The 17,083-nt window shown below is 44.1% G+C and carries 11 protein-coding genes; 2 read left to right on the forward strand and 9 right to left on the reverse strand.

The window, feature by feature from the left end:
• Positions 1–98: 98 nt before the first annotated feature.
• Both adhE and EP57_RS07105 read left to right on the forward strand, forming a co-directional pair.
• Positions 99–2,699, forward strand: a complete 2,601-nt coding sequence (adhE, locus tag EP57_RS07100; protein ID WP_036085477.1) for a bifunctional acetaldehyde-CoA/alcohol dehydrogenase — start codon at positions 99–101, stop codon at positions 2,697–2,699.
• A 181-nt stretch (positions 2,700–2,880) separates the two neighbouring features.
• Positions 2,881–3,294, forward strand: coding sequence for a VOC family protein (locus tag EP57_RS07105; RefSeq protein WP_036085479.1), 414 nt, complete (start codon positions 2,881–2,883; stop codon positions 3,292–3,294).
• A 54-nt stretch (positions 3,295–3,348) separates the two neighbouring features.
• On the opposite strand, the gene EP57_RS07110 is transcribed toward EP57_RS07105, so the two are convergent.
• The 9 genes from EP57_RS07110 to EP57_RS07150 form a co-directional block, all read right to left on the reverse strand.
• The gene (locus EP57_RS07110; RefSeq protein WP_036085480.1) at positions 3,349–3,918 is read right to left on the reverse strand and encodes a DNA-3-methyladenine glycosylase I; all 570 of its coding nucleotides are present in this window, start codon (positions 3,916–3,918) and stop codon (positions 3,349–3,351) included.
• A gap of 17 nt (positions 3,919–3,935) precedes the next feature.
• The gene (locus EP57_RS07115) at positions 3,936–4,868 is read right to left on the reverse strand and encodes an aldo/keto reductase (RefSeq protein WP_036085482.1); all 933 of its coding nucleotides are present in this window, start codon (positions 4,866–4,868) and stop codon (positions 3,936–3,938) included.
• A gap of 87 nt (positions 4,869–4,955) precedes the next feature.
• A complete protein-coding gene (gene acnA / locus EP57_RS07120; protein WP_036085483.1) occupies positions 4,956–7,664 on the reverse strand; it encodes an aconitate hydratase AcnA in 2,709 nt (902 codons plus the stop codon).
• Between the two features lie 181 nt (positions 7,665–7,845).
• Complete coding sequence (locus EP57_RS07125) at positions 7,846–8,490, reverse strand: lytic transglycosylase domain-containing protein (RefSeq protein WP_036085485.1); 645 nt, start codon at positions 8,488–8,490, stop codon at positions 7,846–7,848.
• Positions 8,491–8,492: 2 nt separating this feature from the next.
• Positions 8,493–8,915, reverse strand: coding sequence for a general stress protein (locus EP57_RS07130; RefSeq protein WP_036085487.1), 423 nt, complete (start codon positions 8,913–8,915; stop codon positions 8,493–8,495).
• Between the two features lie 18 nt (positions 8,916–8,933).
• Complete coding sequence (locus EP57_RS07135; RefSeq protein WP_036085683.1) at positions 8,934–12,098, reverse strand: DEAD/DEAH box helicase; 3,165 nt, start codon at positions 12,096–12,098, stop codon at positions 8,934–8,936.
• 26 nt (positions 12,099–12,124) lie between these two features.
• Positions 12,125–12,694 (reverse strand): GNAT family N-acetyltransferase, encoded by a 570-nt coding sequence (locus EP57_RS07140; RefSeq protein ID WP_036085489.1) that lies wholly within the window; start codon positions 12,692–12,694, stop codon positions 12,125–12,127.
• Positions 12,695–12,806: 112 nt separating this feature from the next.
• Positions 12,807–15,896 carry an AAA family ATPase gene (locus EP57_RS07145; RefSeq protein ID WP_052167600.1) on the reverse strand — a complete coding sequence of 1,030 codons (3,090 nt, stop codon included), beginning with the start codon at positions 15,894–15,896 and terminating at the stop codon, positions 12,807–12,809.
• Positions 15,893–17,020: an exonuclease SbcCD subunit D gene (locus tag EP57_RS07150; RefSeq protein WP_036085490.1), complete on the reverse strand. Its 1,128-nt coding sequence runs from the start codon at positions 17,018–17,020 to the stop codon at positions 15,893–15,895. Before EP57_RS07150 ends, EP57_RS07145 begins: the two co-directional genes overlap by 4 nt.
• Between the last annotated feature and the right edge of the window lie 63 nt (positions 17,021–17,083).

The raw sequence follows: 17,083 nt of genomic DNA on the forward strand, positions 1-17,083 counted from the left end.
GAAGGGCGAGTCGACCGCCTCAATTTTTTTGAAATAACAGGGACGTTAAATGTCACAAATGGACGTTTTTAGTCCCAATATCATTGGAGGGTTCACAAATGGCAATGAAAGAAAAAGCTGTTGATGAAGTAGTAGAAGTTCAAAAAGTAATTGATAAATTAGCAAGTAACGGACAAAGCGCGTTAAAAGCCTTTGCAAATTATGACCAAGAACAAGTAGATAACATTGTACACGCAATGGCACTTGCTGGCCTTGACCAACATATGCCGCTTGCAAAAATGGCTATCGAAGAAACTGGTCGCGGTATTTATGAAGACAAATGTATCAAGAACATTTTTGCAACAGAATATATTTGGAATAACATTAAAACAAATAAAACAGTCGGCATTATCAATGAAGACAAACAAACTGGTGTAGTTGAAATCGCAGAACCAGTCGGTGTTGTCGCTGGTGTAACTCCAGTAACGAACCCAACTTCTACTACATTATTTAAAGCAATCATTGCAATTAAAACACGTAACCCAATCATCTTCGCTTTCCACCCAAGCGCTCAAAAATGTTCCTCTGAAGCCGCTCGTGTTGTTTATGAAGCAGCCGTTGCAGCTGGCGCACCAGAACATTGTATTCAATGGGTTGAAAAACCATCCCTTGAAGCGACAAAACAATTAATGAACCATAAAGACGTTGCCCTAGTTCTTGCAACTGGTGGAGCAGCAATGGTTAAATCAGCGTACTCTACTGGTAAACCTGCACTTGGCGTTGGTCCTGGTAACGTTCCAGCATACATCGACAAAACAGCGAAAATCAAACGCGCAGTAAACGACATCATCCTATCAAAAACATTTGACCATGGTATGATTTGTGCATCTGAACAAGCAGTCATCGTTGACAAAGAAGTTGCTAAAGAAGTAAAAGCAGAAATGGAAGCAAACAACTGCTACTTCGTAAAAGGCGCTGAATTCAAGAAATTAGAAAGCTATGTTATCAATCCTGAAACACATGCGTTAAACCCAAATGTTGTAGGTAAATCCCCTGCTTGGATTGCAAACGAAGCTGGATTCAAAGTACCGGAAGATACGAAGATTCTTATTGCTGAAATTAAAGGTGTAGGCGATGCTTACCCACTATCACACGAAAAATTAAGCCCAGTTCTTGCATTCATCGAGGCAAAAGATCAAGCAGAAGCTTTCGATCGTTGTGAAGAAATGTTAGTATACGGTGGTTTAGGTCACTCTGCAGTTATTCATTCCACAAACCGTGAAGCACAACTTGCCTTCGGTTTACGCATGAAAGCTTGCCGTATCATTGTAAACGCACCATCTGCACAAGGCGGAATCGGCGACCTTTACAACGGCTTCATCCCTTCCCTAACACTAGGTTGCGGATCTTACGGTAAAAACTCTGTATCCCAAAACGTTAGCGCAACAAACCTATTAAATGTAAAACGTGTTGCAGAACGGAGAAATAATATGCAATGGTTCAAACTTCCACCAAAAGTATTCTTTGAAAAATATTCTACTCAATATCTACAAAAAATGCCAAACATCGAACGCGTATTCATCGTAACTGACCCAGGAATGGTTCAATTCAAATATGTAGACGTTGTTATCGAACACTTGAAAAAACGCAGCAACAATGTGGACTATCAAGTTTTTGCAGATGTTGAGCCAGATCCATCTGATGTTACCGTTTATAAAGGTGCAGAATTAATGAAAGACTTCAAACCAGACTGCATTATCGCCCTTGGTGGTGGTTCCGCAATGGATGCCGCTAAAGGTATGTGGTTATTCTACGAACACCCAGAAGCTTCATTCTTCGGCTTGAAACAAAAATTCTTAGATATCCGTAAACGTACTTTCAAATATCCTAAACTTGGTGAAAAAGCACAATTTGTGGCTATCCCTACTACATCAGGTACTGGTTCTGAGGTTACCCCTTTTGCGGTAATTACGGATAAAGAAAACAACATCAAATACCCACTAGCTGACTATGAGCTAACTCCTGACGTAGCGATTGTCGATGCACAATATGTTATGACAGTTCCAGCACATATCACAGCTGACACTGGTATGGACGTATTAACACATGCGATTGAGTCTTACGTATCTGTTATGGCAAGCGATTATACACGCGGATTGTCTCTACGTGCTATCGAAATGGTATTCCAATCATTACGCGCTTCTGTTTTGGAAGGCGACGAAGATGCACGCGAAATCATGCATAACGCTTCTGCAATGGCTGGTATGGCATTTGCCAACGCATTCTTAGGAATCAACCATAGCTTGGCACACAAAATCGGACCTGAATTCCACATCCCTCACGGTCGTGCGAATGCTATCTTGATGCCACACGTTATTCGTTATAATGCAACAAAACCTAGAAAACATGCGTTGTTCCCAAGATACGAATCTTACCGCGCTGACCAAGATTACGCACAAATTGCTCGCGTACTAGGTCTTCCAGCTTCTACTACAGAAGAAGGCGTGAAATCACTAGTTGATGCTATCATCAGCCTTGGTAAAGATTGCGGAATTGACATGAGCTTGAAAGGTCAAAACGTTGATAAGAAAGCATTTGATGCAGTGGTTGATACACTTGCTGACCGTGCATTCATGGATCAATGTACAACTGCTAACCCCGTTCAACCGCTTGTTTCTGAGTTGAAAGAGATTTATATTAACGCTTATAAAGGTGTTTAATAACATATGATTAGAAGAGCAGCCCCTTTTACCAGGGGTTGTTCTTTTTTAGCTTATATAGTTTACATAATAATATTATTGTCACTTAATATGTTTTATAAATGGTATTTCCATCTCGAATCACTTATACTATCCCTATCACCGAAGCGTGATAAAAAATGGAATCCTAGGAGGAAAAGACATGCCAACGACAATACCATATTTAATGTTCGACGGGAATGCAAGAGAAGCTTTAGACTTTTACGTAGAGGCTTTTGATGCGAAAATAACACAAATCCAAACGTATAAAGAAATGGGCGATTCGCGAGGCGATGAAGCTTTAGGCAATCGCATTGTCCATGCCCGTCTTGAAAAAAATGGTGAAGAGATTCTGTATTTCTCTGATGCTTATGAGGACGGCGAAGTTGTTGCTGGTAACATGCTTTCTATCGCTTTCTTGTATACAGATGAAACCTCATTGACTGCTAGTTATAATTTCTTGAAAGAAGCTGGTACAATCTCTATCGAACTACAAGAAATGCCTTGGGGCGGCCTGTACGCCAAAGTAACCGATAAATTCGGTGTGGAATGGCAACTTAATTGGCAAAAAGCGTAAAATAAAGCGAAGAGTAAAGCCCGTGAACGTCGTGGCTTTACTCTTCGTTTTTATTTATGACCGATTCTCCGTATGATACGGACATGTAATCACATGATCATCAATCATACCAATTGCTTGCAAATAAGAATAAATAATCACAGGTCCAACAAAAATAAACCCGCGTTTCTTCAAGTCTTTACTAATCCGCTCTGAAAGCGCTGTTTGGGCTGGCATTTGTGACATATCTGTCCAGTGATTCACGATTTGCTTGCCATCTGTGAACCCCCAAATATACGCACCAAATGAACCAAACTCTGCCTGCACTTTCAAAAACGCTATCGCATTCTTGCGGACGCCTCGTATTTTCAGTTTATTTCTGACGATTTCGGCGGTTTCGCGAATGTGTTCTAGCTCTTCATCCGTTAACATCGCACATTTATCCGGGTCAAAATCGTGAAAAGCCGCCTTGTAAGCTGCTCGTTTATTTAAAATCAGGCGCCATGATAATCCGGCTTGCGCACCTTCTAAGTTCAACATTTCAAATAAATAGCGCTCGTCATGACTTGGTACGCCCCATTCATTATCGTGATACACCTGTTCTACAGAATCATTCATGGCCCATCCACATCGTTCTTGCTGCATCGGCTTATCCCTCTTTCCTATTTGAATAACGCGCGAACAGATGCGATTTCTTCATTTGTCAGCGCGGCATTTAATGTTTGCATATTCGCTCGAACTTGCGCCGGGCTTTTAGCGCCTGGGATCACTACATCGATGCCGTCAATGCCAAGCGTTGTCGCTAATACAATATTGGCAATAGACACATGATGGCGGTCGGCTAGTTCTTGTAAACTTGTGACTTTCGCGACGGTATCTAGGTAAGCTTGCCCTTGGAAATGCGGACGGTCTTTACGGAAGTCTTGTGGCGGATTCTGCGCTGTGAATTTCCCTGTTAATAGGCCACTGGCAAGCGGTGTATAAGGTATGAAGGAGATTCCTTGTTCGATACAATACGGAATCATATCCGCTTCTAATTCTGGATACACTAAGGAATATCGGTCTTGAACGACGTCGACATAGCCGTCTTGATTCGCCGCACGCAATGCATCCACGCTAAAATTAGACACACCGATAGCGCGAATTTTGCCGGCTTCTTTCAGTCTTTGTAACGCGCCAACTGCTTCTGCTGGAGGTGTCACGCCGTCTGGAAAGTGAATGTAGAACAAGTCAATGTAATCCGTGCGTAAACGCTCTAATGCGATGTCCACAGACTTCTCTAAAAATGCCGGTGAATTATCTAATTTCACACTAGCATCCGTCACAATATGCGCCGCCTTCGTTGCCAGCACTACCTCCGAACGACGCCCAGTCCCCGCCAAAATCTCACCAATCAGCTCTTCTGAACGCCCAAGCCCATACATAAAGGCACTATCAAAAAAGTCCACACCATCTTGGAGCGCCACACGCAGCGTTTCACGGCTCACTTCTTCATCAATATTTTCAAATAAATTATGCGCACCAATCGTGTTCGCGCCAAAACCTATCGGCGTCACGCGCAATCCTGTATTGCCAATCTCCACTTGCTTATTCATCTCGTAAAACCTCCCTTATTTTCTATATGCTATCATGATAACATAAAAAATCACCAAACGCACGTTCTGGTCTGGTGATTTTCGAATTTATTTTTTTAGTTTGCCACGGAGTACCATTGGAAGGATTCCGCCGTGACGGTAGTAGTCGATTTCTACATCTGAATCAAAGCGTACAATTGCTTCGAATGTTTTATGTGTGCCGTCCTCAGCAACTGCTGTTACTGTTACAAGGTCTTGTGGTGATACCGATTCATCGATGGCTACGCTGATTGCTTCGCGGCCAGTTAAACCTAGAGAATCTGCTCCTTCGCCTTCTTTGAATTGTAGCGGTAACACGCCCATCATCGCTAAGTTAGAACGGTGAATCCGCTCGTAGCTTTTGGCAATAACGGTTTTAATTCCTAGGAGATTGGTTCCTTTTGCAGCCCAGTCACGCGATGATCCCATACCATAATCGTCGCCCGTCAATACAACAAGCCCTGTTCCTTCTGCTTGGTATTTCATCGACGCGTCATAAATCGGCATGATTTCTTCCGTTGGCCAATACGTTGTGTAGCCGCCTTCTGTGCCTGGTGCGATTTGATTACGAATACGAATATTGGCAAAAGTACCACGCATCATAACATCATGATGACCACGACGCGAACCATATGAGTTAAAGTCACGAATTGCTACACCATGTGCTTGCAAGTACTTCCCAGCTGGTGTATCTTTACCGATGGCTCCCGCTGGTGAAATATGGTCCGTTGTTACAGAGTCGCCAAATTTACCAATAACGCGAAGACCGTGTAATGCTTCTACTTTTCCAGCTTCGGCTGATAAATGCTCGAAAAACGGTGGGTTGGCAATGTACGTTGATTCGCCGTCCCAGTCATAGAGCGCTTGTTCCGACGTCGCAATCGCATTCCATTCCTCATTTTGGCTAAAGACATGCGCATATTGTTCGCGGAATAGTTCTGGCGTCACAGTAGCTTCCACTAGCGCCTTCACTTCTTCTTGTGCTGGCCAAATATCGCTTAGGAACACGTCTTGCCCGTGTGCGCCTTTACCAATTGGCTCATTTAACATATCAATGTTTGTCGTTCCAGCAAGCGCATACGCCACGACAAGCGGTGGTGAAGCTAAGAAGTTCGCTTTCACTAACGCATGAATCCGCCCTTCAAAATTCCGATTTCCACTTAGCACGGCAGAAACGAGCAAGTCGTTATCAATAATCGCCTGTTCAATCTCATCTTTTAATGGACCTGAGTTACCGATACACGTCGTACAACCGTATCCTACCAAGTCAAAACCTAATTTTTCAAGGTATGGCAATAATCCTGCGTCTTCTAAATAACCAGTGACTACTTTCGAACCTGGCGCAAGGGATGTTTTCACGAATTTCGGCACTTCAAGACCTAGTTCAACGGCTTTCTTCGCCACTAATCCAGCGCTTAACATGACGTAAGGATTCGATGTATTCGTACAACTCGTAATCGCTGCGATAGCTACAGAACCGGTCTTCATCGTTGACTGATCGCCATTTCCGAACGTTACGTGCGCTTCTTTATGCAAGTCTTTCTTGGCTAATCCAAAACCTTGGTTGCCATTTGGTGCTGTAATCGATGCTTGGAAAGTTTCCTTCATTTTGGAAAGTGGAATTAAATCTTGCGGGCGTTTCGGACCTGATAAATTCGGTTCGATAGTGCTTAAATCAAGCTCCACAACGGATGTATAATTCGGTTCTGCATTTTCTGGCGTGAAGAAGAGTTCGTTATTTTGCAAGTATTCTTTTACTAGCGCGATTTGCTTTTCTTCGCGGCCTGTCAAACGTAAATAAGTCAATGATTCTTCGTCTACTGGGAAAAATCCGCACGTTGCGCCATATTCGGGAGCCATGTTCGCAATCGTCGCACGGTCTGCAAGTGGTAATGTTGCCACGCCTTTTCCGAAAAACTCGACAAATTTGCCAACGACTTTCTTTTCACGCAAAACTTGGGTGACTTTTAAGGCTAAATCGGTTGCTGTTGCGCCGTTTGGTAAGGCATTGATCAGCTTCACTCCGATAACTTCTGGGATTGGGAAATACGAAGGTTGGCCTAACATTCCTGCTTCTGCTTCAATTCCACCAACGCCCCAGCCAAGTACGCCGATACCGTTAATCATCGTTGTATGTGAATCTGTGCCGACTAAACTATCTGGGAATGCAGTATATTCGTTGTCTGCCACTTGGTTCGCAATGACAACGCTCGCTAAATACTCCAAGTTCACTTGATGCACAATTCCTGTTGCAGGAGGCACCGCACGGTAATTATCGAACGATTTTTGCGCCCAATTTAAAAATTGATACCGTTCCATGTTGCGCTCAAATTCAAGTTTCATGTTGATTTGCAATGCTTCTGGATTCGCGTAGCTGTCCACTTGCACAGAGTGATCGACAACAAGATCGACCGGAATTTCGGGATTGATGTCCTCTGGGTCCCCGCCCATGTCCGCCATCGCTTTACGCAACGAAGCTAAGTCAACAACCGCTGGAACTCCCGTGAAATCTTGTAAAATAACACGCGCCGGTTTAAATGGTACTTCCCCGTCGTTCTTGCCATCTGCATTCCAGTGCGCTAAATCTTCAATATGTTTATCCGTGATGATTCTTCCGTCCGCTTGACGCAATACTGATTCTAGCAATACGCGAATGGAGTAAGGCAGGCTTTTAATGGATGTTTGACCATCCGCCTCTAAAGTTTTTAATTGATAATAATGGTACGTGTCGTCGCCGATTTGAAACGACTGCTTTGCTTTTTCATTCCAATTTGTCATCGTTTTTTCCTCCCACTTGTAATCCCATCTTGATTACCATGCACTCTCGTTGCAGTTTTCTACCTCTCTATTGTACGAAAAAAACCGTGATAAGTAAACTAAGATAAATCGATGCATTTCGATAAGTAAAAATTATGACAGTGCACAAGGCAAAAAAGCCAAACAAATTTGCCTGACTTCTTTATTTTGTAGCGATATCTTTGTTCCACGCCTTCTTAAACTCATCGCGGTAAAACAAAATATCTTTGACATACACATCGCTATGATTGTATTTAAAAATCGCCTGGGCTTCCTTCCCGTCCTTCGCGCCGTTATCCGCTAAGAAGTTCGCCGTCGAAAACACCGCGTCCTCCAAATCCCATGGATCAGCCTTGCCATCCCCATTCGCGTCCACACCGTACCCGCCGTACTTCTTAATAATAGCAGGATCGACCAAATCATCATCCGTAAAAGAACCAACGCCTCCCGTTGCTGGACAGCCGTCTGCACTCCATCCCACAAACGTACATGGCATAAACTGCATCGGACCAATCGCACCAACACTAGAAATCATCGGCTCTACCGTCGAAAATTTCGTCTCCACACGATGCACCGCAGCTAACAAAAACCAGTCAAGACCATACTCCTTGGCCGCACGCTGATAAATCGCCACGTACTGCTCCGGAATATCTTGCGTATACGGTTTTGGCTTCTCCACCGCGCGAAACTGCATCAAAATCACCAATGCAAGTCCTAATACAAACAAAGCCAAAATCGCCAAAAACATGCTGCGTCGTTGCTTTATTTTACGTTGTTGTGCCTTTGTTGGCTTCTTTTTTTTGACCACAATTATCTCGCCAAAATCAAGATTTCGCCGCTGTGTATCGCACGAACAAACTCATCAATTTGCGCATCTGTTAAGTCAAAATCCGCCAATAAACGTTTCACCGATTTATCACTCGTATTCGAGAACCATTTCGCGAATGGCCCTGCCGCGTAAAGTGCGCCGTATTTCGGGTTGTATACTTGCGGAATCACGATCGCACCGCTAAGTGATTGTAAAATCCCCGAAATAACGCCAAATGCTGCTTCGTTGACTGGACGTTCGCGTTCCACATCTGTTGACTCGATAATTTCTTCTATTTCATCTTCTTGATCTGATTTCGCCAAGATAGAAATATTCTCTTTTTTATAACCACGAACTTCTAATTCTGTAATTTTTGCAACGGCTTCCTCATCATTTCCAACGACAAATACTTCCCAGTTTTCCATAATTGCATCGTCCCTTCATTAATTCAATGTTAAAATCTCTTTTATCTCTTCTGTTGTTAATCGATGTAACATTTTTTCGCCAGGTTGGATTAGTGCATCCATCAAAGCTTGTTTTTGCTTTTGTAAATTATAGATTTTCTCTTCAATCGTGCCTTTTGTAATCATTCGAATGACTTGGACGACGTTTTTCTGGCCGATTCGGTGCGCCCGGCTTGCCGCTTGTTCTTCCACAGCTGGATTCCACCATAAATCATACAAAATCACGGTATCCGCGCCAGTCAAGTTCAGCCCAGTTCCCCCAGCTTTTAGCGAAATAAAGAATAAATCCGCATCGCCTGCATTAAACGCGTTTACAAGGTCCATTCGGCTTTTCGAAGGTGTGCTGCCATCCATGTAAAAATAGCGATATTCCTCTTCTTCGGCCTTGGCTTTCATGATTTGCAACATCGATGTAAATTGCGAGAAAATCAAAATTCGTTTGCCGTTTTCACGTGCTGTTTGTATTGTATCAAACAATTGCATCAGTTTACCAGAACCACCATCGTAATTCTCGACAAATAATGCTGGATCACAACAAATTTGACGTAACCGCGTAAGTCCTGCGAGTAATTTGATACGGTCTTCTTGCTCGTTTTCGCCAATTTCCTGTTGAATTTTCTCCAAATAAGCTAGGTAAATTTTCTTTTGTGGCTCTGTTAATTCGGAGTACAGGTTCGTTTCGATTTTGTCTGGCAGTTCTTTTACGACATCGCGTTTCAAACGGCGCATCAAGAACGGCCTTATCATCTGTGCCACGCGTTCGTGCGGTAATTCTTTAAACTTGCGTAGCGACGGGAAAAATCCTGGCATAATCGTTTGGAACATCGTCCACAGCTCATCAATGCTATTTTCAAGCGGCGTACCACTTAAAGCAAAAACATTCGTCGTCTTCAGGCTCCGTACAGCTTGCGACGCCTTCGTATTATAATTCTTAATCGCTTGCGCCTCATCCAAAATAATCGTCTGAAAACGCGTCCCTAAAAATTCATGTTCATCTTGACGTAACGACGGATACGAAATTAAATACACATTATTCGGCGCGATTTTCTGAATCATTTCCGTCCGAATTGGTGACGTCCCGTGAATCACTGTCACCGGCACTTCTGGTGCAAACTTCTCAAACTCGCTCGCCCAGTTGTAAAGTAGCGATGCTGGCGTTACAATCAGAACTGGTTTCATGTCCACATTGTCTTCTAAGCAAGACGTAATGTACGTAATCGCCTGCAACGTTTTCCCAAGACCCATATCATCAGCCAAAACACCGCCTAAATGATATTTACTCAGCGACTTCATCCATTCAAAACCAGTTACTTGATACTCGCGAAGCTCCGCGTTCAAATTTTCTGGTAGTGGGTACGAAACCGCCTCTTGGTTCACAATTTCATGTAGCAATTCGCGGAATGTGCGGCTGAACTTGTTGTGTTCGGTCTTCGCACTCCCCATCGCTTCATAAATCTGCATACCCCGGTAAAGCGGCACAGCCATTTGTTGCGCGACTTCTTTTTTGCGTACATCCAAAATATCAAAAATTGCTTCCATTTGTTGATAACTCTCGTCTTCCAGAGAAAGAAAACGGCCATTATGCAAACGATGGTACTTTCTTTTTTCACGTAGCGATTGGAGTACTTCTTGGATTTCATTCGTGTCGATGCCTTGAAAATCAAATGCCACAGATAAGAAATCATTATCCTGCGATACATCGATTGTCGTCGTTGGCTTGACGTGCTCTTCCACCATTTCCTCCAAGCCATCTTCCAAATACACCTCCACGTCTGTCGCAAGGCTTGGTACAACGCGATAATAAAACTCATAAAGACTAGCCTCATCCGCATTCACAACCATCTGTGTCTCGGAAAAATGAACAGGTGCCGCTTCCATCCGGTGCATAATTTTTGCTTCCATTTCCATATCGCGAATCATAATCCGCCCATCGGGATCCACACTATCTGTCAGCGCGAACGGATCAAACACTTGGGGACCGTAATGATATTCCAATTTAACGACATGCTCACCATTCTTTTGCGAAATCCACATCTTGGCAAGGAGTGGTTGTTGAATAACACGGTCTTCAATCGATGGATCAATTTGGACATGTCCACTTTTTTGCAAAGATGGCAATACGTAAGACATCACTTCGCTCAGTTGCGATTCCGAGAACTGGACCACTTCATTTTCCGTTACGTTATGAAAATGGATCAGCGGCGTCAGTTGCTCCCAAATCGCATCACTCGGACGGTAAAACACGCCATTCAGAAATAATAGTCGATAGTTTTCCAAATAACTCGCCTGTTGCAATTCTTCCATCACAAGTTGGTACATATCGCCGTTTTCATTTTTACGAAAAACGAATGAGAACGGTAGCGCGCCTTTTTTAAAAGCGAGACCGCTATATTTAATATCATCATGAATACACGTCGTATTTTGCAACATTAAATCGGCCAAAATTGTCTCAGCCAAGCTCGGCGGAATGATCAACACCTTCTCCTCCGCATACGATTTGTTCCAATAAAAGCTGTCCGTATCATACATCTTAGCAATCTCATGAATCTTCATCAATTCATTAAAAATCGCTAAATCACGCGTATCGAAATAATGTTCATTCGGATCAAAACTGAAATTCTTCGTGAAAAAGTAGCTCGTATTTTCTTGAATGGCTTGCAAAAAGTCACCAATATTTTTCACAACATACGTACGATCTTCGCCCACTTTCAAATCAATTGTCAGCGCATTTTTTTCCTTACTTTCTTGCATTCGCAAAATGTATTCTACTTTTAATGGTGATTTCGCCGTTGTATCAAAGGTATCGAACTGTCGATCCATGTTTTCTTGAAAAAGCGATAATAATGTCGTTGCTTCTTGTGCTAAAATACGTTGTTTGAAATTCGCTTTCTCGATTTGGGTTTGGCGCGCTTCATGTTCTAGTTGAATCGCATAAATATGCGCACATATACCGCCTTCTTGGTACACGATACAATCGCATTGGTATTTCTCGTGATTCATATGTTTTATTTCATAAGATACGCCATCATCCACGACGACAGAACGCGTTATTTGCGGCTGACTCGTTTTTTCCTCAAAAACAGTAATCGCCCCATCTTCTAGTAATTCGCGCCCCTTTTTCTTCATCGAAACAGGAATCATCATGTTTTTTGGATCTGTTAACAAACCGCTCAACTCCTGACATTTTGGGTCATATGATAATAATCATGACCGGATAAAACCAAATCGTATTCCGATTCGTAACCTAATTTTTTATACAAACTTAATGCGCCTTCGTTTGCTTTTTCTACGTTTAGCGCGATGATTTCGCAGTTTTTGGCAACCGCTAGTTCTTTAAAGGCATGCAGTAGTTCTTTACCGATTCCTTGCCCGCGGTACGCCGAATCCACAACGAGTGAATCCAAATAATATTCGCCCATCCATGTTTCCTGCTCTGTGAAAAGCGGCATTTTATTCACGATGCCAAACATATCTTGCAAACCTTCCCAAGAATCATCGTGATTTTCTGCGTGTTCCCCTTGATAGCTCACCATGATACCGGCAATTTTGCCATCGATTTCTTTGACCATCACGTTCTCTTTGCTAAACCGATAGTCCGGTCGCACGAAGCTGGCCTCAATCATTTGTAACATCATCGGCCTGTTAACACCTTTTAAAAATGGTAATTCCATGTCTTCTAATATAATTAAAATCAGTGGCGCCACTTGATCTGCGTCTTCTGCTCTCGCTTGTCGTATCATCACAATTCCTCCATTCATCCCGCCATTACGAAATTGGGGTTCCTTTTTTTAACCAATTAATCTATTATATCGAAAAAATGCTGATGTTTCAAACAGAGGAGCTATTTTTGTATCACGTACGGACTTCTATTTCTGTCAATTGTCCTTGTGTGTGAAATTTCGTCGTGCTGCCGTGGTTCGTTGCGGTTACTTCTAGCCTTGATGAAATGCGCTCTTTTAGCTCGGGAACGTGAGAGATAATACCGACTAAGCGCCCAGATTGTTGCGTTTCAAGCAAGCATTCTACCGCCATATCAAGCGATTCAGGGTCTAGTGTGCCGAATCCTTCATCGATAAACATCGTCTCCAGCGAAATCCCGCCAGACATCTCCTGAACGACCTCAGCAAGCGCCAAAGCAAGTGCCAATGATGTTTTAAAACTTTCACCGCCAGATAATGTCTTCACGTGCCGTTCCAAACCAGTATATTCATCGTAGACTTCGAGTTCTAAGCCACTTTGCACGTTTCCTTTAGACTTTTCCTTTTTGCGAATCAGTTGAAACCTACCATTCGTCATTTTTTTCAGGCGTCCGTTTGCCCGAAGCAAAATCGTGTCTAAAAATGTGGCTAAAACATAGCGCTCAAATGTTAAGCGTCGGTCGTTTTTCCCGCGAGCCATGTCCGCTAAATAACCAACATCCGCATAGGCTTCTTCGGCTTGTTTTGTTTCTGCTAGCGTTGTTTGGAATTGTTCTGCAAGCGTTTGGAGTTTGCGAATCGTTTCTTTTTGCGCGATTGCTTGTTCCGTTTGTTCTTGGTACACTTGCCCTGCCGCTGTGCTTTGTTGTTGTAATTGTGGTAAATCTGGCTTCTCGGCGCCCTCTAATCGTGCTTCACTTTCTTTCAAGCGCTCCGTTACGAAATGGTATTTCTGCTCGTACGCCTGCACGTAAGCTTCTTTATCCGCCAAAACTTCCGCTGATAAAGTGGCTTGACGATATGTCGCATAGTCCGCAAAACCGTTTTCCATCATGATGTTCTTGAAAACTTGCCGTTGTGTCGCCAGTGCTTCAGTTGCTTTTTGCGCCGCTTTTTCGGTCATGTCTTTGGATGAAGTCGCCTTCACATGTTGCTCTTTCGCATGATTATAAGCCGTTTCCACCGTTTGCTGTTTTGTCTCAAAAGCTTGAATTTGCGCGGTTAGAACTTGTTGTCGTTCGAAAAATTGCTTCGCATTGCGAAACGGCTCGGGAACATCTTCTAAAAGGAGCGCATGCGTTGTTTCTGCGGTTGCCACTGTTTTTTGCACTTCTTCGTAGGCGGACTGGAGTTCTTTTTGTTGTCCCGAAATCACCTCAGCTTCCGTTTTATTCGCCGTTATTTGTTCCTCGATATCTGCTGTCTTTTGTAAAAAAACATCTAGCTCGGTTTGTTGTTCCGCCAATTGTTGCAGTTCTGCGGCACAATCCTGATGCAGTTTCTCCAAGCCATCTACATCAACCTCAAAAATAAGCTGTTCGATTTGCCATTTTTGTTGGCTTTGTTGCATTACTAAAGAAGCTAGCGCCTCTTTCTTGAGACTGAATTGTTCCTTTGCCGCGTCTAATGCCTCTTTCGAAACAGATAGTGTATGCGTGGCAGCCATTGGGTGTTCCAGCGCGCCACACACAGGGCATGCTTCTCCATCGACGAGCGTTAACGCCAGTTGTGCCGCCTGTTCTTGTTGCCAATCTTGCTCTAACTTCGAAAATAGCTTTTCTGCCTCTTCTGCTTCTTGTTGGGCGATTGTTATCGATGTTTCCAATTGTTCTAAAGTTGTCTCTAACGTTTGTTTTTGTTGCTTTTTCTTTATTTCCGCGGCAAACAATGTTTCTTGTTGTTGCAATTCGGCTTGTTTTTGTTTCAAGGTTGCCTGTTTGAGCTGTGTTTCATGCACATGTTGACGCGTCTTCGCTAATTGTTCAGCGCGCTCTGCCACCCGTTTCTCATTTACCACGAGCCGTTCAAGGTCTTGTGCCACCGCTTGTTTCCGTTCATTCTCGCTTGTTATTGTTTGCTGTACTTCCAATGCCCGGTTCACTTTTTCTTCCATGATTTGCAATTGTTCTTGCTCTTTTAGCCAAGCTTGATAGGACGGCTCCAATTCCTTTTGTTGTGTCATTTCCCGCGTCGCCACATCCAGCGCTTCCTCACAATCTCGCAAATGCACGATAGCCTGCTGTGACTCCAGTTCCGCCTCATCCAACTGCTGTTTCAAACGTAAACACAACGCATCCTGATCGATAATCGCGCCCGCTTTTTTGGCCCAAACAATATGCTCTTTTTCTTGCAAAATTTGTGCTGTTTCCCGTTCCAATTTTTCTTTATCCAAACGTAATTCTGCTAATTGCGCCCACTCTGCCATTTTTTCCTCAGCAAGCGTCACATTTTTAGCCGCTATTTCCGCTTTTTCCTTAGCTATCGCAACCTGCTCCTGCAAAACGGCACCGGCCTCTTCTTCCGTCTCAATTCGCGTCACAAAAAGCAGTGCAATATCCTGCGCCGTTTTTCCCGAAAGCGTCTCCTCATCAAACACCATTCGCGTCACATTCGCCGTTTTCGCACGCAACTGCCGTACTTGCTCCTCTTGCTCCTTCTGCGCTTGCCATAAACGTTCCTCGATGGCCTGATAAAAATGCGTTCGCGCCAACCGTTGCAATATCGCTTCCTTCTCCTTACTTTCCGCGACTAGCAATTCCCGAAACTCGCCCTGCGGAATCATCAAAATTTGCCGGAACTGGTCCACCGTCAATTGCATAATCTCCGCCATTTTCGTCCCAACATCCCGAACCGAACTTGCCAGCAACTTTTCCGTTTCTCCGTCTAGCTCATACAATTCCGCTTTCGCAGTCACCGTCGTCATACCCTCACCACGCTGCTTCGGCACATCCTGCTGTGGCACCCGTCGAATCAAATACCGCGTCCCACGCAGCAGAAACTCCAACCGAACCTCCGTCAAGTCCTCCGCCTTCGCAAAATGACTCCGCACCGAAAAGCCTTCCCGATCATTCGTGTTCGCCTTCCCAAACAACGCAAACGTCATCGCATCAAAAATCGTCGACTTCCCGGCTCCCGTCTTGCCCGAAATCACAAAAATCCGTTCCTGTCCCAACTCCGTAAAATCAATCGTCTCTTCCCGCGCATAAGCTCCAAAAGCCTGCATCGTCAGCCGTAACGGTCTCACGCGTCCTCGCCTCCCTTCACCAAATCCATCGTCTCACGCATTATCTCCACTTGCCGCTCCGTCAATTCCTTCCCACTCACATGCGCGAAAAATTGACCAAACAGCTCCAAATCATCCTTTTTCACAACGTCCTCAAAACGTTCAAACGCCGTATCCGCTAACTTTTCGCGAACCCGTTCCAAATGCAGTACATTCGGATACATCGCGCGCAATTGCCCCATCGGATCAACCAACGCGCCCTCGTCCAACAAATTAATTTGCAGAAAATCCTCATTTCCCGGTGCCACATTCGCTAATAAGTCCGCCAAATAGCCCTCCACCACACGCAAATCATGCAATGGCTCTAGGAACCGTTCCCGAACCTCTTCTAAATCCTTCCCGTCCATCGTCACAATTCGCACACTTTTCTTATCCTGCGCCTCCGAAAACGAATATTTTAGTGGCGACCCCGCATAAAAAATCGTCGGATGATGAATCGCATGCGGATGATGCAAATGCCCTAGCGCCACATAATCAAATCCATCAAAACAATCCGTCGACACCCGATCTACATTCCCAATTGCCAGTTGCCGCTCCGAATCACTCGGAATACCCCCAGCAACAAACGCATGCCCAACTAAAATCTGCGGCTTCGTCTCATCCCACTTCGCCCTAATACCAGCCGTCACCGCCTGCATCGCATCTTCAAACGACCGCACAGACTTATCCTCCAAAGTCGCACGAACAACCGCAGGCTCATGATACGGCACAAGCCACACCTGCGCCCCACACCATTCAATCGGCGCCAAATCACGCGCTAACGTCCCTTGAATATGCAAACCACTTTTCTCATACCAAGCCGAACCAAAGTTAACCCGCTCCGCACTATCATGATTCCCACTAATCGCAAAAACCGGCAACCCAAGCCGTACATTCAATTCCATCAAAATATCATTCAAAAGCGTCACCGCATCCGCCGGAGGAACCGACCTATCATACAAGTCTCCCGCAATAATAATCCCGTCAACCTGCTCCTCCTGCGCAATCCGTCCAATCTGCGCCAATATGTACTCCTGCTCCACCAACATCGAAACCCCGTTCACCATTTTTCCCAAATGCCAATCCGCTGTATGTAAAAATTTCATTCCAAACACCTCATCACAATTATTACTGCCTATTATACTACACTTTCCAACACTTAAGCACTA

Source organism: Listeria booriae (genome assembly GCF_000766865.1).
Taxonomy (GTDB): Bacteria; Bacillota; Bacilli; order Lactobacillales; family Listeriaceae; genus Listeria_A; species Listeria_A booriae.